General features: G+C 34.3%; 4 protein-coding genes. All 4 read right to left on the bottom strand.

The genetic code is table 11. From position 1 onward, the window contains the following. Window positions 1–702 (bottom strand): undecaprenyl-diphosphate phosphatase (locus E1171_RS03700; protein ID WP_155204213.1); only part of this gene is annotated, 702 nt, incomplete at its 3' end. A gap of 6 nt (window positions 703–708) precedes the next feature. Continuing rightward, window positions 709–930, bottom strand: coding sequence for a DUF3098 domain-containing protein (locus E1171_RS03705; RefSeq protein ID WP_155204215.1), 222 nt, complete (start codon window positions 928–930; stop codon window positions 709–711). A gap of 3 nt (window positions 931–933) precedes the next feature. Continuing rightward, entirely contained in the window at window positions 934–1,830 is an 897-nt protein-coding gene (locus tag E1171_RS03710) for a cell division protein FtsX (protein WP_155204217.1), read from the bottom strand. 319 nt (window positions 1,831–2,149) lie between these two features. Beyond that, the coding region (locus E1171_RS03715) for a hypothetical protein (protein ID WP_187696236.1) at window positions 2,150–2,996 on the bottom strand (847 nt) is incomplete at its 5' end.

Consider the following 2,996-nt stretch of genomic DNA (forward strand, 5'->3'; position numbering starts at 1 on the left):
CCAGGTACAGGCCACTAAACCACCAATAAAGGCAGCCAAAAAACCACCAGACAAGGCTGAAATTGAAATCCCTGATGCCACAGAAGGATCTTTAATGAATTCCAGGGCTTTAAGGAATGCTGCCCCCAAAATAGGAATTAAAACCATAAGGAAAGAGAAGCGGGTAGCTTCTTCCTTTTTTACACCTAATAATAGACCAGTGGCAATAGTGCTTCCAGATCTGGAAATTCCCGGTAAAATGGCACAAGCTTGTGCTAAACCAATGATAAAGGCTTTTTTAAAACTTACCTCTCCCTCCTGCTTTTTAGCATAAAAAGTAAATCCAAGTAGTAAACTGGTAACGATTAACATGGATCCCACAAAAACTATTTTTCCGCCGAAAAAGGAATTAATTTGTTCTTCAAATAACAGACCTACAATCATTGTAGGAATTATTGATAAAATGATTTTAAGGCCAAAGCTTAAGGATTCATTCCACTCAAATTTGAAAATGTCACCAATGATTTTTCCAATGTCTTTTCGAAAAACGACTATGGTACTAAGAGCAGTAGCACCATGTAAGACTATGGTGAAAAGTAGGTTGTCCTCGGTGGCGGTATTCAGTAAAGCACTTCCAATTTCAAGGTGTCCACTACTACTAACCGGTAAAAATTCTGTCAATCCCTGTACTAAACCAAGGATTATCGCCTCTATCGTACTCATTATTTTTTATTTATTATTTTCTTTTGTGTTTGCTAAAATGGCAAAAAATTCAATAATAAAGCCGGTCATGACTACTATTGGCCCTAATGTAATTCCTAAAAATCCAAAGCCAAAAGGCTCCTTATCCAAGGTCATGATGAAAAAACCAACGATTAAGGTAAATATGCCAACAAGCATTAATACATAATTTTTTTTTCCAAACGGCAAATTGTTCTTCTTGTTATCCATAGTTTAATATAATTCGTCTAATGAAAGCTTTAGATATTTTTTGACGGCTCTAAAGGTACTAATAAAACTGATAAATGCACCAAGGACTATTAATCCTCCAAACAAAATTAAGATTTCGTAAAGATCCTGAAGTTTTTTTAAATCTGCCACCTTGTGATTTGCATATTGCAGAATACCGAATAGGGCCAAAGAAGCTAATAAACCAGCCAATAGTCCATGTCCTAAAGAGCGCATCAGAAAGGGTTTTCTAATAAATCGGTCTGTAGATCCTATCAATTGCATGCTTCGGATTAAAAATCGTTGAGAAAATAATGCCAGTTTTATGGTGTTATTGATCAATATAACTACTGTTGTTAGTAATATAATCAGTAGGCCAATTAGCACTAATCCTATTTTTGCCAAATTCTTTTGGATAGATTCTACTAAATTCTCGACATAGGATACTTCATAAACACCATTTATGGCGCTTATTTCTTTTTCTATTATGTTAAGTTTTTCTTTGGTCTGGAATTCAGAGGCTATTTTTATCGTGTAGGTATCCCTGAGTGGGTTTTCCCCTAAAAATTCGGTAAAGTCTTCTCCCGTTTCTTTAATAAATTTTTCAGCAGCCTCTTCTTTTGGAATAAGTGTCACCAAGGCCTGGTTTTCTTTCTTAGCCGTAAAATCTTTTAAAGCTAAGGTTTTCCCAATTTTAGTCCTTTCATTCTCAGTGATGTGTTTATTGAGGTAAACCTGAACTTCAATGTTTTCTCTTATAATTGAAGTTAGTTTCTGGGTGTGCAAAAGTAAAAGACCAAATAAGCCAAAAACAATAAGGGCTAGAAAAATGCTGAATAATACGCTAGCATAAGGGTAGCTTCCTGCTTTCTTTTTATTTCGATTTTTGGGACTTTCTTTCATGTAGCAACAAATGTAAAAATAAATTTAGTTTTTGAATCCTGGTGCCACGGTTAATTTAAGAGGAATTTTCTATTGGTTGGTTGATTTTCGGGGAAAATTTAATAGAGGATTAATTTTAGAGAAAAAAACTAAGAAGGGGTCAAAGGATAAATTATGGGTAATTTGGTTTTTACTTTAAAAAGTTAACATGCCTAAAAAGGCCAGGGAAAAGATAGTAGTATTGCTATACAGGATTATCTCCTTATGTTGGTTGTCCCTGAAAAAGCCTTCTTTTTAGAAAGCCTTTCACTATAACAAACATGTTTTCATTCCAGCCCAATTAGAGGTTTTTGTTCTTCCGAATGTCTAAAAGTTTTTCGATGGTTTTTTCATTTTTGATCATTTTTAGAGGTTTTACTTTCCTTTGGTCCTCCTTTAACCAATAAAAATTCCCTTCATAGTAAAGGTAAAGCCGATTGTTAGTGGTTGCTTTGATTTCGATGATTTCATAAACTGATTTACCAAAATCCCCATAAAGAAAAAGTTTTTCCCCTTGAAGCTGGTAATGAAATTTATATCTCACATCTTTAATAGTTTCAATCTTCCTCATAACCCTTTCTGTTGCAAAATTGGAATTATGAGCATCTATTTGACTTTCTCCGGAAATATAACTTTCATCTTCTAAATCAAACTGGTCTGGGACCTCAGGAAGTTGTACGTCAAAAGAATTTTCTGCTAAATTACTTTCCTTGAGTGAGGAAAGTGGTGGTTGTTTTTCGCTTTTAACTTTTACTAATTGGTCAATATTGGGATTTTCAGGAGCTATATTTTCTGCCGGGTTTTCTTTATTGGCAGCCGGCGGGATTGGAATATCCTCCTCCGTTTTGGATTCTTGGTTTTGTTCTAAGGGAAGTTCTAAAACCAATTTGTTATCTATAGAGGGTTTTTGGCTATTTTGGGTAAAAAAATAGGTTGAAAGTCCAATTAAGGCTGCTGTACTAATGCCCCCAGCTATTTTAAGAGAATTAAAAAGGCGAATTCTGGTTAAACTAATGTTTATACCTTGAAGTTGCTCTTTAAGCTGTCCTTTACGGAAATTTTTTATTCCCTGAATAATATCTTTCTCCCTATTGTACTCATTTCGGAATAAAAGATCATTATTCAATTTTTCATGAAATACTTCTGTT

Source organism: Xanthovirga aplysinae, from assembly GCF_009711365.1.
In the GTDB taxonomy this organism is placed as follows: Bacteria; Bacteroidota; Bacteroidia; order Cytophagales; family Cyclobacteriaceae; genus Xanthovirga; species Xanthovirga aplysinae.

Bases quoted from the DNA above. Each gene is read 5' to 3' on its own strand.
- E1171_RS03705 (WP_155204215.1), bottom strand. From the start codon at position 930: ATGGATAACAAGAAGAACAATTTGCCGTTTGGAAAAAAAAATTATGTA.
- E1171_RS03710 (WP_155204217.1), bottom strand. From the start codon at position 1,830: ATGAAAGAAAGTCCCAAAAATCGAAATAAAAAGAAAGCAGGAAGCTAC.